The sequence below is a fragment of the Pantoea sp. SOD02 genome (assembly GCF_024707505.1).
Taxonomy (GTDB): Bacteria; Pseudomonadota; Gammaproteobacteria; order Enterobacterales; family Enterobacteriaceae; genus Pantoea; species Pantoea symbiotica.
Genome location: NZ_CP102604.1, coordinates 3973266 through 3995322 on the forward strand (window position 1 = coordinate 3973266; position 22057 = coordinate 3995322).

General features: G+C 58.3%; 22 protein-coding genes. 9 read left to right on the forward strand and 13 right to left on the reverse strand.

Going from position 1 to position 22057, the window contains the following annotated elements:
- Position 1: 1 nt before the first annotated feature.
- Entirely contained in the window at positions 2-607 is a 606-nt protein-coding gene (locus NR302_RS18475) for an alpha/beta hydrolase (protein WP_258144143.1), read from the forward strand.
- Here NR302_RS18475 and NR302_RS18480 read toward each other — a convergent pair.
- From NR302_RS18480 to NR302_RS18500, 5 genes are all read right to left on the reverse strand, one after another.
- Positions 604-1401, reverse strand: a complete 798-nt coding sequence (locus NR302_RS18480) for a sugar phosphate isomerase/epimerase (RefSeq protein WP_258144144.1) — start codon at positions 1399-1401, stop codon at positions 604-606. The two genes, NR302_RS18475 and NR302_RS18480, sit on opposite strands and share 4 nt — an antisense overlap.
- 106 nt (positions 1402-1507) lie before the next feature.
- Positions 1508-1885, reverse strand: a complete 378-nt coding sequence (gene crcB / locus NR302_RS18485; protein ID WP_008109473.1) for a fluoride efflux transporter CrcB — start codon at positions 1883-1885, stop codon at positions 1508-1510.
- Between the two features lie 48 nt (positions 1886-1933).
- On the reverse strand, positions 1934-2275 hold the full coding sequence (locus NR302_RS18490) for a type II toxin-antitoxin system RelE/ParE family toxin (RefSeq protein ID WP_258144145.1): 342 nt from the start codon (positions 2273-2275) through the stop codon (positions 1934-1936).
- A gap of 9 nt (positions 2276-2284) precedes the next feature.
- Positions 2285-2512: a type II toxin-antitoxin system Phd/YefM family antitoxin gene (locus NR302_RS18495; protein ID WP_154193944.1), complete on the reverse strand. Its 228-nt coding sequence runs from the start codon at positions 2510-2512 to the stop codon at positions 2285-2287.
- A 163-nt stretch (positions 2513-2675) separates the two neighbouring features.
- Complete coding sequence (locus NR302_RS18500; protein ID WP_258144146.1) at positions 2676-3704, reverse strand: zinc-binding alcohol dehydrogenase family protein; 1029 nt, start codon at positions 3702-3704, stop codon at positions 2676-2678.
- A gap of 135 nt (positions 3705-3839) precedes the next feature.
- Here NR302_RS18500 and NR302_RS18505 point away from each other — a divergent pair, with 135 nt between their 5' ends.
- Positions 3840-4742, forward strand: a complete 903-nt coding sequence (locus NR302_RS18505; protein WP_008109475.1) for a GntR family transcriptional regulator — start codon at positions 3840-3842, stop codon at positions 4740-4742.
- Between the two features lie 174 nt (positions 4743-4916).
- Positions 4917-6269: an MFS transporter gene (locus tag NR302_RS18510; RefSeq protein WP_008109477.1), complete on the forward strand. Its 1353-nt coding sequence runs from the start codon at positions 4917-4919 to the stop codon at positions 6267-6269.
- A gap of 409 nt (positions 6270-6678) precedes the next feature.
- On the opposite strand, the gene NR302_RS18515 is transcribed toward NR302_RS18510, so the two are convergent.
- Together NR302_RS18515 and NR302_RS18520 are read right to left on the reverse strand one after the other, a co-directional pair.
- Positions 6679-7593: a LysR family transcriptional regulator gene (locus tag NR302_RS18515; protein ID WP_258144147.1), complete on the reverse strand. Its 915-nt coding sequence runs from the start codon at positions 7591-7593 to the stop codon at positions 6679-6681.
- 2 nt (positions 7594-7595) lie between these two features.
- Complete coding sequence (locus tag NR302_RS18520; RefSeq protein WP_258144148.1) at positions 7596-8651, reverse strand: dipeptidase; 1056 nt, start codon at positions 8649-8651, stop codon at positions 7596-7598.
- A 198-nt stretch (positions 8652-8849) separates the two neighbouring features.
- Between NR302_RS18520 and NR302_RS18525 the strand changes: the two genes are divergently transcribed.
- The 6 genes from NR302_RS18525 to NR302_RS18550 all read left to right on the forward strand — a co-directional run bounded on the left by NR302_RS18525 (position 8850) and on the right by NR302_RS18550 (position 15501).
- Entirely contained in the window at positions 8850-10445 is a 1596-nt protein-coding gene (locus NR302_RS18525) for an ABC transporter substrate-binding protein (RefSeq protein WP_258144149.1), read from the forward strand.
- Positions 10445-11455, forward strand: a complete 1011-nt coding sequence (locus NR302_RS18530) for an ABC transporter permease (protein WP_008106687.1) — start codon at positions 10445-10447, stop codon at positions 11453-11455. Before NR302_RS18525 ends, NR302_RS18530 begins: the two co-directional genes overlap by 1 nt.
- Positions 11452-12351: an ABC transporter permease gene (locus NR302_RS18535; RefSeq protein ID WP_154157288.1), complete on the forward strand. Its 900-nt coding sequence runs from the start codon at positions 11452-11454 to the stop codon at positions 12349-12351. The genes NR302_RS18530 and NR302_RS18535 overlap by 4 nt, the downstream gene beginning before the upstream one ends.
- Complete coding sequence (locus NR302_RS18540; RefSeq protein ID WP_258144150.1) at positions 12352-13179, forward strand: ABC transporter ATP-binding protein; 828 nt, start codon at positions 12352-12354, stop codon at positions 13177-13179.
- 73 nt (positions 13180-13252) lie between these two features.
- Complete coding sequence (locus NR302_RS18545; protein ID WP_258144151.1) at positions 13253-13993, forward strand: ABC transporter ATP-binding protein; 741 nt, start codon at positions 13253-13255, stop codon at positions 13991-13993.
- Positions 13990-15501 (forward strand): serine hydrolase, encoded by a 1512-nt coding sequence (locus NR302_RS18550; RefSeq protein ID WP_258144152.1) that lies wholly within the window; start codon positions 13990-13992, stop codon positions 15499-15501. Before NR302_RS18545 ends, NR302_RS18550 begins: the two co-directional genes overlap by 4 nt.
- 233 nt (positions 15502-15734) lie before the next feature.
- On the opposite strand, the gene NR302_RS18555 is transcribed toward NR302_RS18550, so the two are convergent.
- The 6 genes from NR302_RS18555 to NR302_RS18580 all read right to left on the reverse strand — a co-directional run bounded on the left by NR302_RS18555 (position 15735) and on the right by NR302_RS18580 (position 22047).
- Complete coding sequence (locus NR302_RS18555) at positions 15735-16571, reverse strand: fumarylacetoacetate hydrolase family protein (protein ID WP_179453133.1); 837 nt, start codon at positions 16569-16571, stop codon at positions 15735-15737.
- A 108-nt stretch (positions 16572-16679) separates the two neighbouring features.
- Positions 16680-17501, reverse strand: a complete 822-nt coding sequence (locus NR302_RS18560; RefSeq protein ID WP_258144153.1) for a M55 family metallopeptidase — start codon at positions 17499-17501, stop codon at positions 16680-16682.
- 49 nt (positions 17502-17550) lie between these two features.
- Positions 17551-18597 (reverse strand): P1 family peptidase, encoded by a 1047-nt coding sequence (locus tag NR302_RS18565; RefSeq protein WP_154193930.1) that lies wholly within the window; start codon positions 18595-18597, stop codon positions 17551-17553.
- Positions 18598-18599: 2 nt separating this feature from the next.
- A complete protein-coding gene (locus tag NR302_RS18570) occupies positions 18600-19484 on the reverse strand; it encodes an ABC transporter permease subunit (protein WP_007891891.1) in 885 nt (294 codons plus the stop codon).
- Positions 19484-20413 carry an ABC transporter permease gene (locus NR302_RS18575; protein WP_154193928.1) on the reverse strand — a complete coding sequence of 310 codons (930 nt, stop codon included), beginning with the start codon at positions 20411-20413 and terminating at the stop codon, positions 19484-19486. Before NR302_RS18575 ends, NR302_RS18570 begins: the two co-directional genes overlap by 1 nt.
- Positions 20414-20505: 92 nt before the next feature.
- The gene (locus tag NR302_RS18580; RefSeq protein ID WP_258144154.1) at positions 20506-22047 is read right to left on the reverse strand and encodes a glutathione ABC transporter substrate-binding protein; all 1542 of its coding nucleotides are present in this window, start codon (positions 22045-22047) and stop codon (positions 20506-20508) included.
- Between the last annotated feature and the right edge of the window lie 10 nt (positions 22048-22057).

The window sequence follows — 22057 nt, forward strand, 5'->3', positions numbered from 1 at the left end:
GATGGCAAAAGCGTTAGTGATTTTTTTACATGGCGTCGGGAGCAACGGCAACGACCTCGCGGTGCTCGGCGAACATTGGGCGCGCCTGCTGCCAGATGTGGCGTTTGCCTCGCCGAATGCGCCCTATCCTTTTGAACATGCGATGGGTTATCAGTGGTTTAGCCTGACCGGCATCACGCCTGAAAATCGCCCGGCGCGGGTGCGTGAAGCGCGCGCTGCCTTTGATGACACACTGCAACAGCTGATGGCGCAACACGGCATGGCGGATGCGTGGGACAAAGTGATTCTGGTGGGCTTTTCGCAGGGTTCGATCATGGCGCTGGATGCACTGGCTTCAGGCCGCTATCCGCTGGCGGGCGTGGTGGCATTTTCCGGTCGCCTGGCGTTTGATGGCGCGTTAACTCCGCAACAGTATACGCCTGCGCTGCTGATTCACGGCAAAGCCGATGATGTGATTCCGTTTAGCGAAAGCTCCTCAGCGGAGCAGCGTTTGCAACAGGCTGGCGTGACGGTGGAAGCGCGCTATGAAGCGGCCACCGGCCACACCATTTCATCGCAGGGTGCGATGGATGCCGCCGGTTTCATCGCGCAATGTTTGCAGGATTAAGGCCAGTAACGATTTAACGCCTGCCACGCCTTGTGCGCAGCCACCTCTGCTGGCTGCGCTTGCAACTTATCGTTAAACACTTCAATGCCGACCGGCCCGCTGTAACCGGCACTTTTCAGCTTATCGACAAAACGTTCCACTTCGATGATGCCATCGCCCGGCAACAAGCGCTGATGACGCGCATACTCGCTGAGCGGTTGCTTATCCTGCGGCGGCATTTCGGCCATGTCACACAACTGCACTTCGTAGATACGATCGGCAGGAATGCCATCCAGCTGAGACGCATCGCCGCCTAACGCGCAGATGTGGAACAGATCGACCACCAAACCGATATTCGGCTGGTCCAGCCGTTGCAGCCGTTCCCATGCCAGCGGCAGCGTATTATCCACGCTGCACCACGCCATCGGCTCATACATGATGCGCATGTTGTAGCGCGCGGCTTCCGACGCCATCCAACGTAAATCTTCATCAATGCGCGATGCTACGCAATCTTCACGCGTGCTGGCAGGTGCCTGAATGGTGTCGCAGCCAATGGTTTGGGCAATTTGAATGAACTGACGCAGCTCTTCGCGTTTTTGCTGGCGCTCACGATCCGGTGCACCGGTGAAATCGCGCAGCACCTGAACATTGGTGAAGCCAAGCTGTAACTGCTTTGCTAACTGTGGCGTACTGGCTTGCACATCGTCGCGCCAGATCTCAACCTGCTCGAAACCGGCGGCGCGTGCGGCACGCAGCTTCTCCTCAGGTTCACCGTTTAACAACACCAGGTTAAGGAATTTGGGGTTACGACGCATGACACAGCTCCTTAATCGTCCGGATAATCGGTGACACATTCTGTGCGTCACGCGCACAGAATGGCGATTAGTATCTACCTCTGAGGAGTTATTTCAAGCCTGAAGGTTATCCCAGCAGGTTTACAACGGCAAAACCGGCGAAGGTCATCAGCAGCGAACCGATGACATGCACCATCACGCTCGACATCGCCCACAGGTATTTGCCGGTTTGCAGCAGCCCGACAATTTCTGCTGAAAAGGTTGAGAACGTGGTTAAGCCGCCGCATAAACCGGTGACAATCAGCAATTTCCAGAAGGGATCGATGTGCGGGTTACGCATGAAGAAAGCCAGCGCCGCACCGATGATAAAACCGCCCACCAGATTCACCATCAAGGTGCCCGGCGGCAGATTGGGAAACAGCGCGTTAAAACGTAATGAGATCAACCAACGCAGCGAACAGCCAACCGCACCGCCCAGTACCACCGCCAGTAACGACTTCAACATAGTTTGGAGCTCCTGAAATGAATTACGCGCAGGGCCGCGACATGGCGATTAATGTACGAGTAAGCGTTTGAAAAGCAATTGTTGAATGCTTTGACGTTGTGACAACAGCACGTGAGCAGAAACGGTTTGATGCTCAACGGAGAATAAAATTCGATAGTTTTCACTGCTGTTAAATTCGCGGTAGCGTGTCACGCCCAAGGCGGCTAATTCTGAACATACCGCACAACTCAAAGGAAATTGATTCACTCGCGTTTCAAACTCATCAATCACACGTGCAATGATGGTTTGGTAGTCGTTGCCCAGGCGGCGATGGAAAGTGACGATCTCTTGCAGGCTCAAGCGAACCGTTGGCAGGTAGATGATGTTGAAGGGCTCTTCCGTGTGCGACATAGCTTGTCCTTAAAGATCCTCTAACAGCTGCTGGCGAGTCATCCCTTTACCGGCTGCTTTGTCTTCTTCCGACAGCGCCAGCAACTTCAGTAATGCCAGCGTCTCATCTCGTTCCTGACGCGCTTCCCAGGATTCAATAACGTAAGCAGGATTGCCGTTCTGTGTCACAAGAATCGGCTCAGAGAGATCGAGCGCGGCGGCATTTTTTTTGATGTAGCTAATGGTTTCAATTTTCATACACTCCTCCGAATCAGTCCAAATTTAGACTTTTTATAGATATTCGGCAATGACGTTTTGTGTGCTCAGGAGTTGAATCCAGGTGCGCATTAATGCGCACCCTACAAAACGTCACCGATCTGTCGTAGGGTCGCCATTCATGGCGACCGAACATCCCGGAGAATTACCGCTCGAAGTGAATTACGCCTTTAATCAGCTCCCGGTTATTAATCACATCCGCTTCAAAACGCTCCACCAGCGTTGAAAAATCATAATGACGATTCAGCATCATATCGGCACGAAGCTGCCCTTTCGCCATCAGTTCGCCGACTTTAGCGAAATCTTCCAGCGTGGCGTTGCGGCTGCCCATCAGCGTGGTCTCTTTTTTGTGGAACTCGATATCCGGGATCACCATATCGCCTTTATGCAGGCCGACAAACACGATGGTGCCGCCGTGACGAATCAGTTTCACCGCGCCGTTCATCGCCGCTGGACTGCCGGTGGCATCGATCACTTTAGCGGCCAAACGTCCGCCAAACTCCGCTTTAAGCTGCGCATCAAAATCGGCGTCTAATGGATTCACCGTCGCCAAACCCAGTTTCTGCGCCACGTGCGCACGGCGCTGCTCGCTGGTATCGGCCACCACCACTTTGGCACCCGCCGCCGCCGCAATCGCGGCCACGCCAAGACCAATCGGGCCTGCGCCCACCACCAAAACCTGCTCATCCGCCGCCACGGCCGCACGGCGCACCGCATGTGCGCTGATGGCGAAAGGTTCAATCAGCGCGGCGGCTTCCGGATCAACATCATCCACCGCCAGCAAATTGCTGCTCGGCACACTAAGAAATTCGCAGAAACCGCCATCCTGATGCACACCAATCACCGAGATGTTTTCGCAGCAGTTGGTTTTGCCGCTCAAACAAGCATCGCACTGCTGACAGGCAACGTAGGGAATCAGCGCCACGCGCTGGCCCAGCCTGAAGCCGCTGGCCTGGCTGCCGAGTTCCACCACTTCACCGCACAGCTCATGCCCCAACACGCGTGGATAGCTGAAGAACGGCTGATTGCCGGCCCAGGCGTGGATATCGGTGCCGCAAATCCCGGCGGCGATGGGTTTGATCAGAACTTCATTGGCGGCGGGTGTTGGCTTCGCGCGCTGCTGCCACACCATCTGGCGCGGCTCGGCGACCACCAGCGTTTTAATTGTTGTCATGGGCTTCTCCTGTGCTGTTGTCGCAGTTATGGCGAAAATCGCCGATGACAGCGTTTTGCGTTGGGGGAAGTGTGAAGCCAACCGCTTTTTTTGGGCTTTGTATGGTTTTTAATAGATAAAAAACCGGAGACGCGCATGAGCCGCAGCCAGAACCTACGTCAGAACGTGATTAACCAGATGCTGGAAGGCATTGCCAAACGGCATATCCGTTCGCCATTGCCACCGCAGGCGGCGCTGGCCGAAATGTTCAATATCAGCCGCACCACGGTGCGCCACACCTTGCAGCATCTGCATGAGCGCGGCGTGCTGGAAAAGGTGGATGAAACCTACGTTATCGTGCGCGATCCCAGCGATGAAGATGGTTTTAACGCCCTGACGCCGCCGATTGATCAGCAGGCGCTGCAGTTTGAGCAGACCTTTTTCAACCTGATTAATCAGCGTCAGCTGATGCCGGGCGATACTTTTAGCGAGCTGCAGTTAGCGCAGCAGGTGAAGGTCAGCCCGATTGTGGTGCGCGAATTCCTGCTGCGTTTTATGCGTTATGACCTGCTGGAGCCAGTGAGACGCGGACAGTGGCGCATGAAGAAGTTCGATCAGAAGTATGCCGAGAACCTGTTTGAGCTGCGTGAAATGCTGGAAACCCACGCGCTGACGCGTTTTCTCAATCTGCCTTCGCAGGATGAGCGCTGGATGCAGGCGCGCGACCTGCTGGATCGCCATCGTTCAATGCGCGACACCATCGCCAGCAATTACCGCCACTTTGCCGCGCTGGATAAAGAGATGCACACGCTGATTCTCTCCGCCGCCAACAATCCGTTTTTTAATCAGTCGCTGGAGATAATTTCCGTGATTTTTCACTCGCATTATCAATGGGATGAAACCGATCTTAAGCAACGCAATATCGTGGCGCTGGAGGAGCATATGGCGATTCTGACGGCGCTGATTAGCCGTCAGGATGTCGAAGCCTTGTGCGCCCTGCACAATCATCTCGGCACCGCTAAGACATCGATGATCCGATCTATCCGTCAGTACAATTAAAAACCGATTAAAAACCACAAAGCATTAGCTCCCGCACGAATCTGAAACATCTCCGCAACATCCCGATCTGATTGCTTCTAGTCTCGAAGTCAATCCGTTGGGGCAGCACCTTTTTGCTGCCGCAGGATCCCACTCAAACGCATAACGATAAGTACCCAGATCCGGGAGGTCGCAATGGAAAATACTTCGGCTCGTGGCCGCGAAAACGCGCCACAACCGGCTGCAGACGGGCAAGATTTTATCCCGGCACGCAGTGACGTGGTGCGCTCGCCGCGCATCAGAAAGATCCAGATTACCGCCATGTTGCTGCTGCTGTTCGCCGCCATGATCAACTATCTCGATCGCAGCTCGCTGTCGGTCGCCAATATGACCATCCGGGGAGAACTGGGTCTATCTGCGACCGAAATTGGCGTGCTGCTGTCAGCGTTTTCACTCGCGTACGGCTTAGCACAGCTGCCGTGCGGAGCGCTGCTCGATCGCAAAGGGCCGCGCATCATGCTGGCGATTGGCATGTTCTTCTGGTCGCTTTTCCAGGCGGCCGCCGGTTTGGTGCATAACTTCACCCAATTTATTTTGGTGCGTATCGGTTTAGGTATTGGTGAAGCGCCGATGAACCCGTGCGGCGTCAAGGTGATCAACGACTGGTTCAACATCAAAGATCGTGGCATGCCGATGGGTATGTTTAATGCCGCCTCGATGATTGGTTTATCCATCGCGCCACCGATTCTGGCCGCGATGATGATGGTGATGGGTTGGCGCGGCATGTTTGTCACCATCGGCGTGCTCGGCATGTTCCTCGCCATCGGCTGGTATCTGATGTACCGCGATCGCGATAACAACAAGCTGAGTGGCGAAGAGATTCACTATCTGCAGGCGGGCAGCGTGGCATCGCGCAAAGAGCCGCTGAGTTTTGCCGAGTGGCGCGGCCTGTTCAAGCAGCGCACCATGTGGGGCATGATGATTGGCTTCAGCGGCATCAACTACACCGCATGGCTGTACATCGCGTGGCTGCCGGGCTATCTGCAATCCACTTATAACCTCGACCTGAAAAGCACCGGTTTGCTGGCGGCGATTCCATTCCTGTTCGGCGCGGCGGGCATGCTGCTGAACGGTTATGTGGTCGATGCGCTGGTGCGTCGTGGCCATGATGCGGTGAAAGTGCGTAAGGTCTCTATCGTCACTGGCATGCTGTTGTCTGCTGCGTTTACCGCTTTCGTAACGCGTGCCACCGACACCACCAGCGCGGTGACCATGATCGGTATGGCGCTTTTCTGTATCCACTTTGCCGGTACATCGTGCTGGGGTTTGATTCACGCCAACGTCACGGCGCGCATGACCGCCTCGGTCGGCAGCATCCAGAACTTCGCCAGCTTCGTGTTCGCCTCGTTCGCGCCAGTGATCACCGGTTGGGTGCTGGATACCACCAAGTCGTTTAGCCTGGCGTTGATGATTTGCGCCGGTGTCACAGTGGTGGGTGCGCTGGCGTATTTGCTGCTGGTGCGTAAACCGATTACGGATGGGGTTTGAATGGTCGCCAGGAATGGCGTAATACATGTCCATTAAGCGCAGTGCGACTTTCGTTCGCCATGTGCTGAGGCAGTTGCAGCACCTTCGTGCGGCGACCGAGCAGAGGGCGTCTGGCCACGCCCTCTGCACTCCCGGGCCCTGCGCCAGCCCAACCCGCCGCTGCGCGGTACCTTCACTCATTCGCGATTCCTGACGGACCGGTGTCGATTCGCTCCTGCTCAACGCCACCTCTCGCCGCATCCATGCGGCTCATCCTGGAATCCCTCACTCGTTCAGCGGATTGGGATGTCGCCTCAACACCCGCGCTGCAGCAGCATTGCGTTTTCTTAACTCACAATCGCTACAAACTCCGTAGGGTCGCCATTCATGGCGACCTGGTGCGCATAAATATGCGTACCGGCAATCGGCATTACGTTGGGCGGGTGAAAAACTGCGATTCACACTGGCGCGCGATCTCCCACAGCTTGTTGCGAATCACCTGTTTTAGCTGCAGCGTGGATTGCGACTGCGGCTGATCGCGGCGGCTGATTAACATCACTTCAAACGGTAGCGGCTGCGCGACCGGCAACAGCTTGAGCTGGTCGGCATAGCGGCAGGCGGTAAACAGATCGACAATCCCGACGCCGCCGCCCGCCAGCACCATATCGGCAATCACCGAATAGGTTTTGATCGACAGCGAAACCGCTGGATTGAGTCCTTTATCGCGCAGCGCGCGGTGCAGCACGCGACCGAGCGGATCCTGATTCTGCATCATCAGCAGGTTGTTAGCGCACAGCCACTCCAGCGTCACCGGCTCATTGTGGGTGTGATTGCGCGGCAGCAACGCCACCATCGACGACTGAAACAGCGGCTCCGCCAGTAAATCCGCATCCACCTGCTGACCAAACACCAGCGCGAAATCGAGCTGATTAGCCATGATCATGCCGCACAAGGTGCTGAAATGCTCGGTAACCAATTCCACGCTGACCGACGCCGCCTGTTGTCGCCAGTTCACCAGCGCCGGTGCTAACACCATCTGACCAAACGCATGAGCGGCACCGACGCGCACCGTTTGCCCTTCGCCGTGCCGCAGTTGCTCGGTGAGCTGGGTAATCGCCTGTAAACGCTGATAGATATCTTCCACTTCCGGTAGCAAACGCCGCCCTTCTGCGGTCACCACCATGCCCTGCGCGCGCCGCTCAAACAGCGCAAAACCAAGCTGCTGCTCAGCGTGATTGAGCACGCGGCTGACATTCGGCTGCGACACATTCAGCAAACGCGCCGCCGCACTGATGCTGCCGGTCTGCACAATCGCCTGAAACACTTCAATATGCCGCAGCCGCATGATTATTCGCCCCAGGTGGCTTCAAGCACGCGCAGCCAGTTGCCGTGGCAAATCTTCTCCAGCAGCTCACGCGAATAGCCGCGTGCCGCCAGCGCCTGCACCAGCAGCGGGAATCCGGCCACGTCTTTCAGATCGCCCGGCATGGTGGCGCCATCGAGATCCGAACCAAAACCAACGCCATCTTCCCCGACTTTTTCCAGCAGATACTCAACGTGGCGCACGATGGCATCGACGCCGGTCGGCGCATGGCGATCGCCATCTTCACGCAGGAACGGCACGGCAAAATTGACGCCGACAAAGCCGTTGGTCTCGGCAATCGCCGCCAGCTGGCGATCGGTGAGATTGCGTGACTGCGCGCTGATCACATGCGCGTTGGAGTGGCTCGCCACCAGCGGCGCATCGCTGATTTCCGCCGTATGCCAGAAGCCTTTCTCATCCATATGCGACAAATCAACCATGATGCGGCGGCGATTACAGTCGCGTACCAGCTGCTTGCCCGCGGCCGTCAGGCCGTTGCCGATATCCGGCGACGAAGGATAGAGGAACGGCACACCGTCGCCGAACTGATTCGGGCGGCTCCACAGCGGCCCCAGCGTGCGCAAGCCGCTGGCATACAGCATGTCGAGCAGCTCGCCGTGGGTATCCAGCGCTTCAGCACCTTCCACGTGCATCACCACCGCTAACACCTTGTTTGCCATGCAGTGGCGGATATCGCGCACGCTGCGGCAAATCTTCACCTGGCCGTTCGAGGCCTGCTCAATGCGTAGTAGCAGCGCCAGCATAGAAAAGGTCGCGTCGCGCGCTGAGTTGATAATTTCCTGAGGAAAATCTGCGAGGTCTGGCGCACTTCTTGCAATCAGAGGGTAGGACGGCACCCAGGTGGCGAAAATGCCACCTAACATATTTCCCTGACGGATACGCGGAAAGTCCATTTGGCCCGTTTTGGTGCCAGTGAAAAATGCATTAACCGCGTCCGGCTGATGGTGCTGCCACAGCTTATTCAGCACATCGTTGTGGCCGTCAAAGACCGGAATATCGAGGGCAATCGAGTCAGACATGTTGTTCAGTTCCATGTTCGGGGGAAAGCGCAGCACTGCCAGCTGGCGGAGCAAATTGCACCAAAAAAGGGCGAGCACACGCGCGTGAAACAAATGGCTTAGAGCCGGTATTAATCCTCCGGCAGGTGCGTAAAGTCAAGACAAAAAACAATCAAATAACAATTTTTTATTTTACTTATCAATCAGTTGGGAGTTTACATGGTTACCAGAAGACGTTTTCTTGCAGGATGCACTGCTGTACCTGTTGTTTCCTACCTCAGCCTGAATTCTTCCTTTGCCGCGACGCCGCCGACCATGCTGGTGATCGCGATGCAACTCGATAACATCACCAGCCTCGATCCACACGAAAGCTTCGAAGCCACCGGCGGCCAGATTTGCGGCAACCTCTATCAACGTTTAGTCACGCCCGATCCCAAGCAAGCCGACAAAGTGATTGGTCAACTGGCGCAAAGCTGGGATGTCAGCAGCGATAACGGCACTTACACTTTTCATCTCGATCCGGCAGCTAAATTCGCCGATGGTTCGCCGCTCACCGCAGAAGACGTGGCGTTCTCGATTGAACGAATCGTCAAGCTGGATAAGAGCCCGGCCTTTATTATCAACCAGTTCGGCTTTACCAAAGATAACGTGACGCAGCTGGTGACCGCGAAAGATGCGCACACCGTTGAGATGAAACTCGGCGCGCCTGCTGCCGAAACCTTCCTGCTCTACTGCTTATCCGCCACCGTCGGCAGCATCGTGTCGAAGAAAGCCTGCCTGGCGAACCAGCAGAACAATGACTTCGGTAACGGCTGGCTGAAACAGCACAGCGCCGGTTCCGGTGCCTTTACCCTGCGCACCTGGAATGCCAGCGAAACGGTGATTCTGGAGATTAGCCCGCAATATGCAGGATCTAGCAAAACCAAACGCGTGATCCTCAAACACATCGCCGACCCGGCCGCGCAGGCGCTGATGCTGAAAAAAGGCGATGTCGATGCCGCGTATGACCTCACCACCGAACAGCTGCTGCAGGTGAAAAACGACAGCAGCGTGTCGCTGGTGAATCAGTCGCTGTCGGCCATCATGCTGATGTCGTGCAACACCAATAATCAGTACCTGAAAAAACCGCAGGTGTGGCAGGCGCTGAAGTGGGCGCTGGATTACGAAAGCATCCAGAAAAACATTCTGTCGATGAGTTTTGTCACCCATCAAAGCTTCCTGCCGAGCGGCTTCCCGGCGGCGCTGGACGATACGCCATTCCACAAAGATCTGGCGAAAGCCAAAGCGCTGCTGGCCGAGGCGGGTTATCCGGACGGTTTCGAAATCACCCTCGATCACTACTCAATGCAACCGTATCCGGACATCGCGCAGGCGATTCAAACGCAGTTGGGCGCGATTGGCATCAAAGTGTCGCTGATCGCCGCCGAAAACCGTCAGGTTCTGACCAAAATGCGCGCGCGTCAGCATCAGCTGGCATTGACGGTTTGGGGCGCCGATTACTTTGATCCTAACTCCAACACCGAAGCCTTCTGCGTTAACACCGACAACAGCGATAACGCGCGTGCGCGCACGCTGGCATGGCGCTGCAGCTGGTCAGACGAAGAGTTCAATAAACTCACCGAAAAGGCGTTGCATGAGCCAGATCCAGCGAAGCGCATCGCGCTCTATCAGCAGATTCAGCAGCTAGGCCGCGAGAAGAGCCCGTTCATTTTCATGATGCAGAAGACCAAAAACGTGGCCACCAGCAAAGCGCTGAGTGATGTCCACATGACCGTGCTGGAGCAGTGGCCGTATGCGCAGGTGAAAAAAGCCTGATGCCGTTACTGAAGAGAATCGTCAGCACCCTGGGAAGCCTGGTGCTGACGCTGTTTGGTCTGTCGGTTTTGACCTTTTTCATTGGCCGCGTCATGCCCACCGATCCGGTGCTGGCGGCGGTCGGTGATAACGCACCGCAATCGGTAGTTGAGCGCGTGCGTGCGGAAATGGGGCTGGATCAGCCCCTTTACGTGCAGTTTGGTCACTACCTTAATCAACTGCTGCATGGCGATCTCGGTAAATCGATTCTCACCTCGAATCCGGTGATTACCGATATCGCCCGCTTCTTCCCCGCCACCATGGAGCTGGCAACGGCGGCGATCATCATCGCGGCGCTGATCGGCATTCCGCTTGGCGTGTGGGCGGCGGTGCGTCAACGTTCGTGGGTCGATCAAACCATTCGCGTCATCTGTCTCGCCGGCCATTCACTGCCGGTGTTCGTGCTGGCGTTGCTGAGCCTGCTGGTGTTCTACGCGGTACTCGGCATTGCGCCCGGTCCCGGACGGCAGGACATCATCTGGCAGGATATGGTGCCGCAGGTCACTGGCTTTCTGACTATAGATTCGCTGCTGGCCGGGGAAACGGACGCCTTCTGGGATGCGCTGGCGCACATGGCGCAGCCGGTGCTGATTCTGGCCTACTTCAGCATGGCCTACATCACGCGTATGACGCGCACCTTTATGCTTAACGCGCTGAGCGGCGAGTTCGTGATTACCGCGCGCGCCAAAGGTTTGTCGTCACGGCGGGTGATTTGGCGGCATGCGTTTCCCACCGTGGCGGTTCAGCTGGTCACGGTGCTGGCGCTGACCTACGCCGGATTGCTGGAGGGCGCGGTGGTGACGGAAAACGTCTTCGCCTGGCCCGGTATCGGCCAATATCTCACCACGTCGCTGATGAACGCCGACATGAACCCGGTAATCGGCGCAACCTTGCTGGTCGGCACCGTGTATGTGCTGCTCAATCAGCTGGCTGACCTTCTCTATCGACTTTGGGACCCGCGCGTAAAATGATCTTCTTCTCACGAGAATGGCTGCTCGACGACACGCCCGCCAATCGTCGCCAGGCGGTGTGGGGACGGCGTTATCGCCTGTGGCTCAGCCTGCGCAGTAATCCACTGGCGATGGCCGGACTGCTGGTGGTGGCGGTGATGCTGCTGCTGGCGCTGTTTGCGCCGTGGCTGACGCCGTTCGATCCCGGCGTGCAGCATCTGGAAAACCGTCTTGCGGCACCTTCCGCCGCGCACTGGCTCGGCACTGATGAACTGGGCCGCGATGTCTGGACGCGCATTATCTACGGCGGCCGCACCACGCTCGGCATGGTGATCGCTGTGGTGCTGCTCACCGCGCCGCTCGGTCTGCTGATTGGCTGTATCGCCGGTTATGCCGGAGGTTTCATCGATAAAGCGCTGATGCGCCTGACCGATATCTTCCTCGCCTTCCCGCGTCTGATTCTGGCGCTGGCGTTTGTTGCCGCGCTGAAACCTGGCGTTGAGAGCGCGATTCTGGCGATTGCCCTGACATCGTGGCCGCCGTATGCGCGCCTGGCACGCGCTGAAACGCTGCAGTTCCGCCACAGCGACTTTATCGCCGCCAGCCGTCTGACGGGCGCGTCGCCGCTGCGCATTATTCTGCGCCACATCATGCCGCTGTGCGTGCCGAGCCTGATTGTGCGCGTCACGCTGGACATGAGCTCCATCATTATCACCGCCGCCAGCCTTGGCTTCCTTGGCATGGGCGCGCAGCCGCCGTCACCGGAATGGGGCACGATGATCGCCACCGCACGTCGCTTCCTGTTCAGCGAATGGTGGGTGCCATTGATGCCGTGTATCGCGATTTTTCTGACGTCGCTGGCGTTTAACTTTCTCGGCGACGGTCTGCGTGACGTGCTGGATCCCAAGGAGCGCTAAATGTTGGTGGAAATCGAGAACCTGCGCGTTGCTTTCCGCTCGCGCAGCGAAACCTTTGAAGCAGTGCGCGGCGTCAGTTTTAGCGTGGGCCGCGAGAAGTTCGCCATTGTCGGCGAAAGCGGTTCCGGCAAGTCGCTGACCGCGCGCAGCCTGATGCAGTTATTGCCGGGCAATGCGGAAGTCAGCGCCGATGTGCTGCGCTTCGACGGTATCGATCTGCGCGGTGCCAGCGAGAAAGTGCTGCGCAAAATTCGCGGCAAGCGCGTCGGTTTTATCCTGCAGGACCCGAAATATTCGCTCAACCCGGTGATGACCATCGGCCAGCAGATCGCCGAAGCCTGGCGCGAGCACAAAGGCGGCAGCCATAAAGCGGCGATGCAGGCGGCGATTGAGCTGCTGGAGCAGGTGAAGATTCGCGACCCTGAAGCCGTGGCAAAACGCTATCCGCATGAAGTCTCAGGCGGCATGGGCCAGCGCGTGATGATTGCCATGATGCTGGCGCCCGATCCGGAACTGTTGATCGCCGATGAACCCACCAGCGCGCTGGATGCCACGGTGCAGGCAGAGATCCTCAAGCTGATTGACGAATTAGTCTCGGCGCGCGGTATGGGGCTAATCCTGATCAGCCACGATTTGCCGCTGGTGTCGCACTTCTGCGATCGCGTGGCGGTGATGTACGCCGGCCGCATCGTCGAGCTGCTCGATGCCGGGCAGTTGCAGCAGGCGCAGCATCCTTATACGCGCGGTTTGCTGGCGTGTTTGCCGTCGTTGCGCCATCCGCGCGAGCGTTTACCCGTATTGCAGCGCGATGCCGCGTGGCGCGATTAATTATCGGCGCACAGCGTAGGGTCGCCATTCATGGCGACCGTTTAAATGGACGCACAGAATTTACAGGCTTCCCATGATTCAAATCGAAAACCTGCGCATCAACTTTGGTGCGCACACGGCGGTGAAAGACGTCAGCTTCTCGGTCGGTAACGGCGAAAGCTTTGGCCTGGTCGGTGAAAGCGGCTCGGGCAAATCCACCATCCTGCGCGCGCTCGCCGGACTGAATGCCGACTGGCAAGGCAGCATGTTGTTTGGCGGCATGCAGCTCAGCGCCAAACGCAGCCGCGCCTTCTATCGTCAGGTGCAGATGGTGTTTCAGGACCCGTTTGGTTCGCTGCATCCGCGTCAAACTATTGATCGCATCCTGCACGAACCGCTGCTGGTGCATCAGCTCGATCGCGCCGAACAGCGCATCAGCCAGGCGTTAGCCGAAGTGGGCTTGCCCGCCTCGGTACGTTTCCGCTATCCGCATCAGCTGTCGGGCGGCCAACGTCAGCGCGTGGCGATTGCACGCGCGTTGATCGCCGAACCGGAAGTGCTGCTGCTGGATGAGCCGACCTCGGCACTTGATGTGTCGGTGCAGGCCGAAATCCTGAATTTACTCAGCGACCTACGCAGCGAGCGCAAACTCACCTACATTATGGTGACGCACAATCTCGCGGTGGTAACGCACCTGTGTCAGCGCATTGGCGTGATGCAGAATGGCGAGATGGTGGAGCAGCTGAGCGCCGACGATCTGCGCGCGCGGCGCATCCAGCATCCGCATACCGCCCAACTTTTCGATCTCAGCATGACGCTGGAGGAACCGGCATGACCGCTAACTGGCAACGCGCCGCGGATGTCGCACAACAGATCACTGAAAGCTGGCAACAGCCGGGCGCGCCGGGCGGCGCAATGGTTCTGTTTGATGCGCACCAGATTCACTCAACCCACTGCGCCGGATTGGCCGATTTGGCGCAGCAAACGCCGTTCAGCGCCGACAGCGTGGTGCGTTTCGCCTCGATCACCAAACATCTGTTTGCCGCGCTGGTGACCGGGCCGGGACGCCGCTACCTCAAGCTCGACGATGCGCTGGCGCAGCATCTGCCGCAGCTGAGCGGAGCCAACGGCCAAATCACCGTCGGCCAGGCGCTGGATATGAGCAGCGGTTTGCCGGACGTGCGCGAAACCTTATCGCTGCTGGGATTGTCGGTGTACAACGCCACCCGCGCCGACGACCTGCTGGATTTTATCGCACGCGAAGGCGAGCTCAACTATGCGCCCGGCAGCGAAATCTCCTACACCAACACCGGCTATCGGCTGGTGGAAGAGGCGCTGAAAGCCAAAGGCGTGTTATTCAATGATCTGCTGCAGCAGTACATCTGCGATCCGCTGGATATCAATCTGATTGCGCCGGAAAGCTGGTTCGATATCGTGCCTGGTTTGGTGCCTGGCTACTGGCAAAACGGCGCGCAGTGGCAGCTCTCCAGCGCCGGTTTGCATCTCTCGGCATCGGGAAGCGTGACCGGCAGCCTGAATCATCTGACGCGCTGGCTGCAAAGCCTGCTGGCCGATAGCGGACCGGGCGCAGGCGTGCTGCAGCGCCTGAGCGCGCCGCGTAATCTCAACGATGGCCGCACCAGCGGATACGGTTTGGGCATTACCAGCTCGACGCTTGGCAGCCAGACGCTGTTTGGTCACGGCGGTTCGCATGCCGGTTATAAGAGCTATTTCCTGCTGCATCCGGAACTGAAAATCGGCGTGGCGCTGGTCGCCAACCGCGAAGATGTCACCACGTCGGAAAGCGTGCTGCGGGTGATGGCGGCGCTGCTCAACCGCGCGTTACCGGAGAAAGGACACGATTTAACGCCCGGACTTTACGTGGCGCAAGACGCCGCCGACTGGCTGGAGATCAAAGGCGTGACCGCCACCTGGCTCGGCGCAGGCGAAACCTTGTGGCGTGACGATGTGCACGGCACGGCGGTGTCGCTCTCCAGCACTTTCCCGATGCGGTTACGTCATGATGGTGCGGCGATTGTGGGAGAGATTGGCCATGCCGCACGACGTTTTGTACCGGTGCAGGCCGATCTGGCCAGTCTCGATAATCTGCAAGGCCGCTGGTTCGCGCCGCAGTGGCGCAGCGAGTTGGTGATTGAGGGCGACAGCTTAATCATGGGCATCGGCCCGGCGGCGATTCGCGCGCGTTTGCAGTCGCTGGGCAACAATCGGCTATTAGCCACCGCGCAGGATGGACCGTGGGAGAAGAGCTTCGCGATTGCGCGCGAAGGCGACACGCTGCGGCTGCTGTTGAACCGCAGCCGCGTGGTGACGTTTACACGTTAACGCATCATAATATTCCAGGTGCGCATTAATGCGCACCCTACAAAACCGCCGTAGGGGCGCCATTTATGGCGACCGTTTCGCGCACTTTCACGCCAGGTGCGCATTAATGCGCACCCTACAAAACCGTCGTAGGGGCGCCATTTATGGCGACCGTTTCGCGCACTTTCACGCCAGGTGCGCATTAATGCGCACCCTACAAAACCGTCGCAGGGGCGCCATTTATGGCGACCGTTTTATGCGATACGGTGACGTAATTTTCCGATCTTTTCGATTTCCACTTCAATCTCATCGCCGGGGAACATAAACAACGGTGGCGTGCGTTTTTTACCGACGCCGCCCGGTGAACCGGTGATGATCACATCGCCTGGCGATAGCGGGCTGAACGCGGAAATGTACTCAATAATCTTCGCCACCGGATGCACCATGCTGGCGGTGGTGTCGTTCTGCACTTCGCGCTGATTAAGCCAGGTTTTGATCGCCAGCTGCTGCGGATCGGGGATCTCGTCGGCGGTGGTCATCCACGGCCCGAAACCGCCGGTTTGCTGCCAGTTTTTCCCGGCGGTGAACCAGGTAAACTGCATGTCGCGCACCGTGGCATCCATAAAGCAGCTGTAACCCGCAACGTGATTCAGCGCATCGGCGGCTTTCACCTGATAGGCCGCTTTGCCAATGATCACCGCCAGTTCGCCTTCGTAATCAAATTCCTGCGTGGTAGCGGGTTTCAGCAGCGGCTGCTCGTGCGCCGCCAGCGAATCCGCGAAACGCACAAACAGCGTCGGCGCTTCAATCGTCTCGGCGAACTCTTTGCGTTTGTCGGCGTAGTTCATGCCAACGCAGAACACTTTGCCAGGATTTTCTACCACCGGCAGGAAGCGAATAGCGCTAAACGGATGATCAATGGGCTGTGAAACGAAAGCATCGAGATCGCTTAACGCGCCGCGTTGCAGCAAGGTTTTGAGATCCGGGCAGTCAGCACCGAGACGCGCGCCGATATCAATCACGCCCTCTTGCTGCACGATACCGTAACTTTTTCTTTCCTGGTCAATAAGATAAAAACTGCAGAGCTGCATGACTGCCTCGTTGTTATATATAAATTGCGCGCAGGTTAGCAAAATTCAGCAGGAAATGCGGACCGACCTGATGATTTAGCGCGGCCGCCATAAATGGCGCCCCTACGATCACGATTGTGTACTTGCCAGATAGGAGAAGGCACTCAGCAGGCTGATTAACGTGTTCATGTTGTCCGCGCGATAACCAACGGTGACCGCGTCAATGCGCGTCACGCCGGGAATCAGGCTAAACAGATCCGCCAATACCGGTTTGCTGGCTTGCAGCTGCATCTCATAAGGCGCGCTCAGCCGCGTGGTGCTGATCTGGCGTTTGCGCTGCACCGCAGCAGTTGCCGCAGCGCGAATGGCGTTTTGCGCTGCCTGCGGGCTGATGGATTCTGCACAGGTATGCGAGATGGCGCGTTTCACACAGACGTAATCCACCGAGGGATAATGCTCGGCAATCCAGCCTTTGAGCTGATCGTCACCGCTTACCAGCCACAGCGGCGTGCCCTGTTCGGCAGCGGCTGCGGCGTAGATGTCGGTCTCGCCCATCACCTTGCCGTTGATGTGAATGCGCCAGAACGCACGGCCATTAATGGTGTGCGCCAGCACGCCGGGTTCGCCCGCCGCGCTGTGATAGCCGATAAAGAACAGGCCATCAAACGGTTGCTGCTCAATGCCTTCCACCATTGATAAGCCGCGCGGTTTGCCCTGCACCATGCGCGCGCGGGGATCAATATTTTCCGCGCGCAGGTTGGTCATCTGCGCGTGGCTGTCGGCCACCACCACTTCCGTCGCGCCACCGGCAAAGGCGCCATCAATGGCGGCGTTGACTTCTTGTTCCATGAGTCCGCGCGCCAGTTGGTATTCCGCGTGGCCGGGAGAACACTGTTCCGGGCGCATTACGCCGGCGATGCCTTCGATGTCGGCAGAGATGAAGATTTTCATGAGGTTGGTTCCGTGCGGTTATTGGCAGAGGTCGCCATGAATGGCGACCCTACGATGCAGCTAATCGATCTAATACTTCGGTTAACGACGGGCGATGATGGCCGCGGAAACCGGTGACGGCTTCGGCGCTGAGTAAGGCATCCAGCACCGCGTGTTCGGTGGCATCGGCGGCGGCGGCGAGCATCGGTTCCAGCGTGGATTCTTCTGGCGGTTGCGGCTGTGGCTGGGTGGAAAATGCCACTGCAATATCGCCCGAACCGTGGCCCCAATAGCTGCCCAAGCGCCCCAAACCGGCACCGGCGCGTTTGGCGATGCGCTTCAGCTGACGCGCATCAAGCGGTGCATCGGTCGCCATAATAATGATGATGGAACCGGCATCGCGTTGCGGCGTCAGTTCCGGCAGCAGCGGCGCGATCATCTCACCCAGGCGCACGCCATCCAGCGTCAGCGCGGTCAACGCGCCGAAGTTCGCCAGCACCAGCACGCCCAGCGTGGCGTTGAGCGACGGAATGATGCGCGAGGCCGTACCAATGCCGCCTTTTAAACTGAAACAGCTCATGCCGCGCCCGGCACCAACGCTGCCGCGATCGAAATCTGCCGTGGCGTCATAGAGTGCTTGCTGCGCCATCGTCTCGGTGATCGCCAGCGCCTGAATATCGTTGAGCCAGCCGTCGTTGCACTCCAGCGCCAGCGGATTGACCGTGGGCAAGCTGCGGCCCAACTCGCTGTTACGGCTGATGGCATCGCGCACCAGTGTGGTAAACAGCGTGCCGACCGCCAGCGTGTTGCTTAGCAATATCGGCGTTTGCAGCACGCCCAACTCTTCAACCTGTACCAGGCCAACTGGCTTGGCGAAACCGTTAAACACCGCCGCCGCACAAGGCAGCGGCTGGGTAAACAGATTGTCGCCCGGCGGCACAATCGCGGTGACGCCGGTTTGCCGCTCGCCGTCGGCTAACGTGTAGTGGCCGACGCGCACGCCCGGCACATCGCTAATGCGATTGGTTGGCCCGCTGGCGCTGCGCGGTTGTCCCAGCTGGCGCTCGCTGCGCCAGCGTTGCAGCAGCAGGTCGCGCTGCAGTTGTTGAAAGTCCATGCTTAGCTCTTCAGTTTGGGATCGAGCGTGTCGCGCAGCGCATCACCCAACAGGTTGAACGCCAGCACGGTAATAAATATCGCCAGACCTGGAAACACGCTGACGTGCCACAAGCCAGCCATCATCATGCTGCGGCTCATCGCCAGAATATTGCCCCACTCCGGCACATCGGGTTCCGGTCCGAGGCCGATAAAACTCAGCCCGGCGGCGGTCAGAATACTGGTGCCGATACGCATAGTGAAATAGACAATCACGTTTGACAGCGTGCCCGGCAGAATGTGGCGCAGCAGAATCACGCGATCCGGCGCACCGGCACAGCGCACCGCTTCAACATACGCTGCCTGTTTCAGCGACAGCGTGGACGCACGCACGATGCGGGCAAACACCGGCACGCTGAAGATCGCTACCGCGATGATGACGTTGTTGAGTCCCGGACCGAGAATCGCCACCACCGCAATCGCCAGCAGCATGCCGGGAAAGGCGAACAGCACGTCGGAGCCACGCATAATCAGCATATCGATCCAGCGTCCGTAATAGCCCGCCAGCAGGCCGAGCAGCACACCAACCACCATGCCGAGCGTCACCGACAACACGCCGACATACAGCGAGATACGCGCGCCAAAGATGATGCGGCTGAACAGATCGCGGCCGAGTTCGTCGGTGCCCATCCAGTGCGTGCTGGACGGCGGCGATGATAGCGCCATCCAGTCCGGCGCCATTGGATCCCATGGCGCTAACCACGGTGCGAAAATGGCCACCAGCACCAGCAGCAGCACAAAGCCGCCGGAGACCAGCGCCAGCGGATTACGCACCAGCGCGTGCAGGAAATCGCGCCACGGCGAACGGATCGCCTCCTGCGCGTGGGCAGGCAGAGATTGCAGACTCATCAGGGCTCCTGTCGCAGGCGAATCGCTGGGTTGACCACGGCGTACAGCAGATCGACCAGCAGGTTAATGACAATAAATTCAAACACAAACAGCATAACTAACGCCTGGATCACCGGTTGATCCTGCGCTTTGATCGACTCGATCAACAGCCAGCCCAATCCCGGCCAGTTAAACACGCTCTCGACCACGATCGATCCGCCGAGCAGAAAACCGAACTGCAAACCGAGCATAGTGATCACCGGGATCAACGCATTGCGCATCACGTGTTTCCACGTCACCAGCCGATTGCGCAGCCCTTTGGCTTTGGCGGTGCGCACGTAATCTTCCTGCGCCACTTCGAGAAATGCCGAGCGGGTGAAGCGCGCCATCACCGCCGCCACCGAGGAACCGAGCGTGATCGCCGGTAATACGATGTCGCTGGGTTGGTTGAAGCCGCTGACAGAGAACAGGCCAAACGGCATGGCGACGAACTGGATCAGCAGCAGACCGAGCCAGAACGTGGGCATCGAGATGCCGCCGACGGCGACGCTCATTAAGGTCCAGTCCTGCCATTTACCGCGTTTCAGGGCGGCAAACACGCCGAGGAATAGGCCCAGAATCACCGACCAGGCAAAACCGGCCAGCGCCAGCCACAGCGTGGGCATAAAGCCCTGTTTGATCACCTCCAGCACCGGCTGTTGAGTGCGATAAGTGACGCCCAGATCGCCGCGCAGCAGGCCGCCGATCCAGTTGATATATTGCTGCGGCAGCGGATCGTTGAGTCCGAGATGCTGACGCGCTGCTTCCACCGCGGCCAAAGGCGCATCCGGTCCGGCGTAGATACGCGCCGGATCGCCAGGCAGCAGTTTGATGAAGCCGAAGACCAGCAGCGAGACCACCAGCAATACGGGGATCATCTCCAGCAGTCGGCGAATGATGTATGCGAACATGCGGTTCCTTTTGGTTGGGTGCGGATTGTTCCAGGTGCGCATGAATGCGCACCCTACAACGTAGGGTCGCCATGAATGGCGACCGCCAACCTTTACTTAAACGTCGCCTGATTAAACAGGAAGTTGCCATCCGGCAGCATCGACACTCCGCTCAGCGTGCTGCGTTTGCCGACCAGATTGTCTGGCGTGCCGAGGAAGGCGACTGGCGCCTCTTTCCACAACACTTTCTGTGCCTCGGCGTAGGCCTCGCCACGCTTAGCCGGATCGGCGGTGGCTAAGCCGCCAGCAATCGCTTTGTCGGCTTCGGCGTTGCTGAAGTACGAGACGTTATACGAGGTCGGCACCCAGGATTCGGTGGCGTAGAGTGGACGCAAGGCCCAATCAGCATCACCGGTTGATGTCGACCAGCCGCCGTAATAGAGATCAAATTCCGCCGCTTTCGGGTCCTTCACGCCCCACAGTTTGGCGTTGCGCGTGCCGGAATCCATCGGCGTTACCGTGGCGCGAATACCCACCGTTGCCAGCTGCGCTTTCAATACCTGCGCGGCACGCACGCTGGCGGTGGCGTTGGTGACCCACAGTTTAAGATCGAGGCCGTTCGGATAACCGGCGGCTTTCAGCAGCGCTTTGGCTTCATCCGGCGCATAGCGATAGTTCGGCGCGCTCTGCTTCTGGTAGAACTGCACGCCTTGCGGAATCGCCGAACTGGCCGGTTTGCCCATGCCGGCAAACGCCACTTTCAGCCACAGATCGCGGTCGATGGCATAGTTGATCGCCTGACGCACTCGGACATCAGCCAGCGGTTTGTGCTGGGTGTTGATCGCCATGTAATAGAGATAAATGCTCGGATCGCGCTGCACCGCCAGTTTGCTGTCGCTCTGCACGGTGGCGATCAGATCGGATGGCAGCGGCCAGATCGCATCCACCTGACCGGACTTCAGCGCCGCCACGCGCGTGGCATCTTCCGGGCTTGGCGAGAAGATCACGTTATCCACTTTCGGCCAGCCTTTTTGCCAGTAGCCGTCGTACTTCGCCAGCGTCACGGCTTTACCCGGCTGCCAGGTCACGAATTTGAAGGGACCGGTGCCGACCGGATGCAGGCGCAGCTGCGCTTCTTCCGGATACTGTTTGAGAATCGCCGGGCTCCACATCACCGCCGACGGATGCGCCAGCGTGTTGATGAAGGCACCAAAGGATTGGTTCAACTCGATTTTCACCTGATCCGGTGCCAGCACCGTCACTTTCGCAATCATCTTGTAGAGGCTGTTGCGCTTGAGGCCTTTGGTCTGATCGGCAAGGCGATCGAGGTTGGCTTTTACCGCTGCGGCATCGAACGGCGTGCCGTCCTGGAAGGTCACGTCTTTACGCAGCGTCAGGGTAAATTCGGTGGCGCTGTCGTTGCTGGTGTAGCTGGTGGCGAGCCACGGCTGCAGCTTCATCTTTGCATCAAACTGGAACAGACGTTCGAAGATGCCGCTCTGCACCGAGTAGCTGACGTTATCGGAGGTATCGTGCGGATCGAGGCCGGTGATGTCGGCATACATCGAAATGCGCAGATCCTGCGCCTGAGCAGCGGCGGCCAGCGAGAGGGTCAATCCCAGCGCGAGCGCAGTACGGCGGAAAATCGGGTTCATGAAATCTCCT

Coding starts and splice junctions, on each gene's coding strand:
- NR302_RS18475 (WP_258144143.1), top strand. CDS start 2: ATGGCAAAAGCGTTAGTGATTTTTTTACATGGCGTCGGGAGCAACGGC.
- NR302_RS18480 (WP_258144144.1), bottom strand. CDS start 1,401: ATGCGTCGTAACCCCAAATTCCTTAACCTGGTGTTGTTAAACGGTGAA.
- crcB (WP_008109473.1), bottom strand. CDS start 1,885: ATGTTGAAGTCGTTACTGGCGGTGGTACTGGGCGGTGCGGTTGGCTGT.
- NR302_RS18490 (WP_258144145.1), bottom strand. CDS start 2,275: ATGTCGCACACGGAAGAGCCCTTCAACATCATCTACCTGCCAACGGTT.
- NR302_RS18495 (WP_154193944.1), bottom strand. CDS start 2,512: ATGAAAATTGAAACCATTAGCTACATCAAAAAAAATGCCGCCGCGCTC.
- NR302_RS18500 (WP_258144146.1), bottom strand. CDS start 3,704: ATGACAACAATTAAAACGCTGGTGGTCGCCGAGCCGCGCCAGATGGTG.
- NR302_RS18505 (WP_008109475.1), top strand. CDS start 3,840: ATGAGCCGCAGCCAGAACCTACGTCAGAACGTGATTAACCAGATGCTG.
- NR302_RS18510 (WP_008109477.1), top strand. CDS start 4,917: ATGGAAAATACTTCGGCTCGTGGCCGCGAAAACGCGCCACAACCGGCT.
- NR302_RS18515 (WP_258144147.1), bottom strand. CDS start 7,593: ATGCGGCTGCGGCATATTGAAGTGTTTCAGGCGATTGTGCAGACCGGC.
- NR302_RS18520 (WP_258144148.1), bottom strand. CDS start 8,651: ATGTCTGACTCGATTGCCCTCGATATTCCGGTCTTTGACGGCCACAAC.
- NR302_RS18525 (WP_258144149.1), top strand. CDS start 8,850: ATGGTTACCAGAAGACGTTTTCTTGCAGGATGCACTGCTGTACCTGTT.
- NR302_RS18530 (WP_008106687.1), top strand. CDS start 10,445: ATGCCGTTACTGAAGAGAATCGTCAGCACCCTGGGAAGCCTGGTGCTG.
- NR302_RS18535 (WP_154157288.1), top strand. CDS start 11,452: ATGATCTTCTTCTCACGAGAATGGCTGCTCGACGACACGCCCGCCAAT.
- NR302_RS18540 (WP_258144150.1), top strand. CDS start 12,352: ATGTTGGTGGAAATCGAGAACCTGCGCGTTGCTTTCCGCTCGCGCAGC.
- NR302_RS18545 (WP_258144151.1), top strand. CDS start 13,253: ATGATTCAAATCGAAAACCTGCGCATCAACTTTGGTGCGCACACGGCG.
- NR302_RS18550 (WP_258144152.1), top strand. CDS start 13,990: ATGACCGCTAACTGGCAACGCGCCGCGGATGTCGCACAACAGATCACT.
- NR302_RS18555 (WP_179453133.1), bottom strand. CDS start 16,571: ATGCAGCTCTGCAGTTTTTATCTTATTGACCAGGAAAGAAAAAGTTAC.
- NR302_RS18560 (WP_258144153.1), bottom strand. CDS start 17,501: ATGAAAATCTTCATCTCTGCCGACATCGAAGGCATCGCCGGCGTAATG.
- NR302_RS18565 (WP_154193930.1), bottom strand. CDS start 18,597: ATGGACTTTCAACAACTGCAGCGCGACCTGCTGCTGCAACGCTGGCGC.
- NR302_RS18570 (WP_007891891.1), bottom strand. CDS start 19,484: ATGAGTCTGCAATCTCTGCCTGCCCACGCGCAGGAGGCGATCCGTTCG.
- NR302_RS18575 (WP_154193928.1), bottom strand. CDS start 20,413: ATGTTCGCATACATCATTCGCCGACTGCTGGAGATGATCCCCGTATTG.
- NR302_RS18580 (WP_258144154.1), bottom strand. CDS start 22,047: ATGAACCCGATTTTCCGCCGTACTGCGCTCGCGCTGGGATTGACCCTC.